This is a genomic window from Candidatus Komeilibacteria bacterium CG_4_10_14_0_2_um_filter_37_10 (assembly GCA_002793075.1).
Taxonomy (GTDB): Bacteria; Patescibacteriota; Patescibacteriia; order UBA1558; family UBA1558; genus UM-FILTER-37-10.
In genome coordinates, this window is record PFPO01000068.1 from 1 (window position 1) to 4,777 (window position 4,777).

Here is a 4,777-nt window from a genome sequence, read left to right on the forward strand (position 1 = left end):
CTCAGCATTATCAACAGTATAATAAAATATTAACGGCACCAAGAAACCAATGGTCAACATTGGTTCGGGATGCTTATCGACAGATGCCAGCTATTTCTATTGATTATGGTTTACTGGAAAAATATCATCACATGATAGTTTTGCCCGCTCAGTTTGTTTGGCGTGATATTGGTCATTGGCAAGCAGTGAAAGATACTTTGTTAGCCGATCAATGTAACAATGTGATCCGCGGCCAAAATATTTTATCTTTAGATTGTCAGAATAATATTATTTTAAATAACGATCACAAACTGATTGCCACCTTAGGTGTACGAGATCTAGCCATTATCAATACTCCGGATGCAATTTTAATTTGCCCGTTGAGCAGTGCCCAGAAGATCAAATTGTTATTAAAGGAATGTCAGCAGAAAAAAAAATTAAATAGATATTTATAATCATGAAATTATTTTTTATTAGTTTGAGTGTTATATTAATTATTTTTTTAGTTTTAATAGTAGTACCGAAAAACCTTGCTCCAACAGAAATTAGTATACCAGCGGGAATCTCTAGTTGGCAAATTTGTCAAAATTTAGCTCAAGCCGATGTGATTCGACAACCATTGGTGTTGATGACACTGCTTTTGATTACCAACAAGAAGGATCAAATAGTTGCTAATGACTATCTTTTTACGGAAGCATTGAATTATTGGCAGGTTTTGCAAATAATTACCCAGCCCAAAAGCATAAATCAAGAACAATCGATTACTATTATTGAAGGTTGGACCAATGAAGAGATTGCTCAATATTTAGCTCAGCAGAATATTGTCTCTGTTGCCGAATTTAAGACCGCTTTAGCTAAGGATTATGATTATGATTTTTTAGCAACTCCCACAGTAGATTATTTACAAGGGTATTTGTTTCCGGATACCTATCGTATTTATCAGCAAACAAGCGCGGAAGAGATTATTAATAAAATGCTGGATAATTTTTCTCAGAAGATAAGTGCAGAAATACGGACTAAAATAACGCAAAAAAAATTAAAGCTGACTGATGTTATCAACTTAGCTTCAATTATTGAAAAAGAAGTACCCACTAACCAAGACCGTCGTTTGGTAGCTGATATTTTTTGGCGACGGTTGCAGGACAATTACCCCTTGCAATCTGACGCTACGGTTAACTATATTACTCACAAAGGAACCACTCAGCCATCATATACTGATACCGAAATACAGTCGGCGTACAATACTTATCGCCAGGCTGGATTACCGCCAGGCCCCATTTGCAATCCCAGTCTCTCAGCCATTCAAGCGGTTATTGAACCCCTGGCTAATGATTATTATTTTTTCTTAACAACCAAAGATGGTGCGGTTATTTATAGCCGTAATTATCCTGAGCATTTGCAAAATAAAAGGAAATATTTAGATTAATATTGACAGTAGTTTATTAATAATTTATTATTTTGGCAGTTAATTTATTCGTTCATTAATTTAGAAAGGTGAAAACAATGGGTAACAGACACGTACCGCAAAGTATTTTTTTTGTTAAAGGCATTGGTCGACACAAAGACGAGTTAGCTTCATTCGAAGACGCTTTGAGAAATGCTGGTATTGAGAAGTTTAATTTAGTAGTTACTGTCTCGAGCATCTTCCCGCCCAAATGTCGGATAATTTCCGCTCGCAAAGGTTTATCTTTATTAGAGCCTGGTGAAATCGTCCATTGTGTTATCGCTCGCTTGGCCAGTAAGGAAACTAATCGTTTATTAGCTGCTGCCGTCGGACTGGCTAAACCCAAGGATAGTAAGCAGTATGGTTATTTGTCGGAACATCATGCCTTTGGCCAAACAGGTAAAATTGCCGGTGATTATGCAGAAGACTTAGCTGCTTCCATGCTCGGCACAATGCTGGGTATCGAGGTGGATCCCGAAAAAGATTGGTCGGAAAGAAGAAAAGAGTATCGATCACGAGGTCACATTTTGAAAAGCCGACATATTTGTCAATCAGCTGAGGTTACTAGTGATGGTCGCTGGACAACAGTTATTGCAGTTGCTATGATGGTTTCATAAAATTATGATTTATTTAGCCATTCACAAAATAATAGCTGGGGAACCAAAATATCGACAAAATCAGATTTTTCGTTATCTACTGCAGGAGCATATTAGCGATTGGCAAGAAGCTACTACTTTACCCATGACATTGCGTCATCAACTCAGTATTGATTTTCCCTTGACGATTGCCGCGCAATTGATCAAAGCCAAAAATCAAGCCGTTAGTAAAGCTAAAATACAATTAGCCGATGGTCACAGTATTGAAACAGTACTATTGATGCACACTGATGGTCGTGTTACTGTTTGCGTATCAACACAGTGCGGTTGTCCTGCTGGTTGCGTATTTTGCGCTACTGGGCGTATGGGATTTGTGCGAAATTTACAAGCTGAAGAAATAATTCTTCAGCTTTTATTTTGGTCGCGGCAAATAAAAAAAGATGGGCAGCGAATAACTAATGTTGTATTTATGGGTATGGGTGATCCATTTTTAAATATTGAGCAGGTTTATCAAGCCTTATCTATTTTTAACGATCCACAGTATTTTAATATTGCTGCTCGTAAAATTTCATTATCCACCGTGGGTATTATTGCCGGCATCAAAAAAATGGCTAGCGATCCCAGGCAATTTAACTTGGCTATCTCCTTACATGCGCCGAACGACAGAATTCGTAATAAGCTTATCCCGATGAACAAAAAATACAATATCAGTAAAATTCTTTCGGCGGTTCAGGATTATATTAAACGAACTAACCGACAAGTTATGTTTGAATATTTATTAATTGACGGTATTAATGATGACGAGTATTGTGCTCAACAACTAGCTCAATTAATGGATAATAATTTGTATGTCGTAAATTTGATCCCGTATAATGATACTGATTTATTTCGTGCTAGTAGCAAAAAAAATATTATGGCTTTCCGACACACTTTAGAAAAACAAGGTATCAAAGTTACTCAGCGCTATAGTTTTGGCGCAGATATTGATAGTGCCTGTGGGCAATTGGTTGGTAACTAATTGACTACTATTAAATAAAGGGAATATAATACTAATATGAAGGAAACAGCGATTTATCCCATCAGTAGTGAAAATAAAGATCTCAGTAGTGAGAGTATGAAAGATGCTGCTCAAGAAGTTTATCAGCGTTATGTCGATAAATGCACTAAGACCGTCGCTAATTATGAGGATATTGAGGAAGCTTTGATTGATTTGGAAGGGAGTCTATTTGATTTTTTGGATCAGGAAAAACCTGGTGAGCAAATTCGTCAGTTAGTGGAAAACCAATATCACCAAGAGTTTACTCATGATATGATAGCGCGCATTAAAGCTATGAAAGCACCAGAAGTAAAGCGTTCCAAGGTAGGCTAATGTTATTTAATGTGTTTTATCATCTTTTGTAGAGTTGCGGCCGAAGACCGCAATTTTTTTTGTTCGCGGGAACTAATTTGATATTTTAACTTTCCGACAATACCCTGCCGGCCAAGAATGACGGGAAGGCTCAGGCAGACATTACGTAAACCGAATTCCCCATTCAAATAGTGAGAAATCGGCCAAACAGTTTTTTGATCTTGCAAAATTGTTTCTACTAGCTGGGTAACACCACCACCAATCGCATAGTAAGTAGCCCCTTTGCCAGCGATAATTTGGTAGGCGGCATTTTTGACTTGGTAAAAGATTTTATCTAACTCTTTTTGTTTCAGTGGAAAATTTGCCAAGGGGATATTACCAATCGTCGCGGTACTCCAAAGTGGTAGTTCACTATCACCATGTTCGCCGACAATATAGGCATGAATACTACGCGGATTGATTTTGAGTTGATCACCGAGCAAGTATTTAAAACGAGCGGTATCCAGAATAGTACCCGATCCAAATATTTTGTTTTTTTTATTCGGTACTAACTTAATAGCAAAGTAAGTAAGCAGATCAACGGGATTAGACACTATTAAAGTAATGACATCTTTGTTAATTCGATAGAGGTGGGGAACGATATTTTTTATCATTTGATAGTTGTCTTGCAAGAGATCCGGGCGAGTTTGCTGATCTTTTTGTTTAGCACCACAAGCGATAATAACAATGGCCGAGTTAGTAAGATCTTTTTCAGTTCCAACTTTGATATGACAATAATTCCAAAAAGGAATACTGTGTTGTAAGTCCGTTACTTGCGCTTTGACTTTTTTATGATCAATGTCAAAAAGAGCAATCTCACGAACTAGTCCCTGGATGATTAAACTATAGGCAATAGTACTACCCACTTGCCCGGCGCCAATTATTGCAATTTTATTATTTGACATATTGTGTAAATTAATTAATTATTAATTATAAGTATAGAACAAATATAGATTATGTAAATATGTATGACCTAAAAATTATCGCTATTGATCATATTAAGGATCAGTCTTACCTAACTAAAGTTCAGGATTATCTTTTACGTTTACGTCCTTATGCTAGAATTGACATTCAGGAGCTAAAAGCTGAATCTTTTTCTGTCCGTAATCAAGATAAAGCTCAACAAACAGAGGGACAAAAATTAATAACAGCGCTTAGCAAATATACTCCAGACCAAGTTTATTTGTTACGCGAGGTAGGTCAACGATTTGATTCAGTGCAATTTGCCAGTTGGTTGCAAAAAAAACGCGATACAGTTGTTTTGGTGATTGCTGGAACACTCGGGTTTGATCAAGGGGTTATTAAAAAATACCCACAAAGCATCTCGCTATCTGCTCTGACTTTTCCGCACGAGTTAGCCCGATTAATTTT

Annotated in this window: 7 protein-coding genes; 6 read left to right on the top strand and 1 reads right to left on the bottom strand. The window is 36.9% G+C overall.

Going from position 1 to position 4,777, the window contains the following annotated elements:
• The 5 genes from COX77_03485 to COX77_03505 all read left to right on the top strand — a co-directional run.
• The coding region (locus COX77_03485; protein PIZ98759.1) for a hypothetical protein at window positions 1-434 on the top strand (434 nt) is incomplete at its 5' end.
• A 2-nt stretch (window positions 435-436) separates the two neighbouring features.
• On the top strand, window positions 437-1,405 hold the full coding sequence (locus tag COX77_03490) for an endolytic transglycosylase MltG (protein ID PIZ98760.1): 969 nt from the start codon (window positions 437-439) through the stop codon (window positions 1,403-1,405).
• A 77-nt stretch (window positions 1,406-1,482) separates the two neighbouring features.
• A complete protein-coding gene (locus tag COX77_03495; GenBank protein PIZ98761.1) occupies window positions 1,483-2,040 on the top strand; it encodes an arginine decarboxylase, pyruvoyl-dependent in 558 nt (185 codons plus the stop codon).
• 4 nt (window positions 2,041-2,044) lie between these two features.
• Window positions 2,045-3,037 (top strand): 23S rRNA (adenine(2503)-C(2))-methyltransferase RlmN, encoded by a 993-nt coding sequence (gene rlmN, locus COX77_03500; protein ID PIZ98762.1) that lies wholly within the window; start codon window positions 2,045-2,047, stop codon window positions 3,035-3,037.
• A gap of 36 nt (window positions 3,038-3,073) precedes the next feature.
• On the top strand, window positions 3,074-3,388 hold the full coding sequence (locus COX77_03505; GenBank protein ID PIZ98763.1) for a hypothetical protein: 315 nt from the start codon (window positions 3,074-3,076) through the stop codon (window positions 3,386-3,388).
• A 2-nt stretch (window positions 3,389-3,390) separates the two neighbouring features.
• Here COX77_03505 and COX77_03510 read toward each other — a convergent pair whose 3' ends face one another.
• Window positions 3,391-4,311: an L-lactate dehydrogenase gene (locus tag COX77_03510; protein ID PIZ98764.1), complete on the bottom strand. Its 921-nt coding sequence runs from the start codon at window positions 4,309-4,311 to the stop codon at window positions 3,391-3,393.
• Window positions 4,312-4,370: 59 nt separating this feature from the next.
• Here COX77_03510 and COX77_03515 point away from each other — a divergent pair.
• Window positions 4,371-4,777, top strand: a 407-nt coding sequence (locus tag COX77_03515) for a hypothetical protein (GenBank protein PIZ98765.1), incomplete at its 3' end; no start/stop codon positions are given.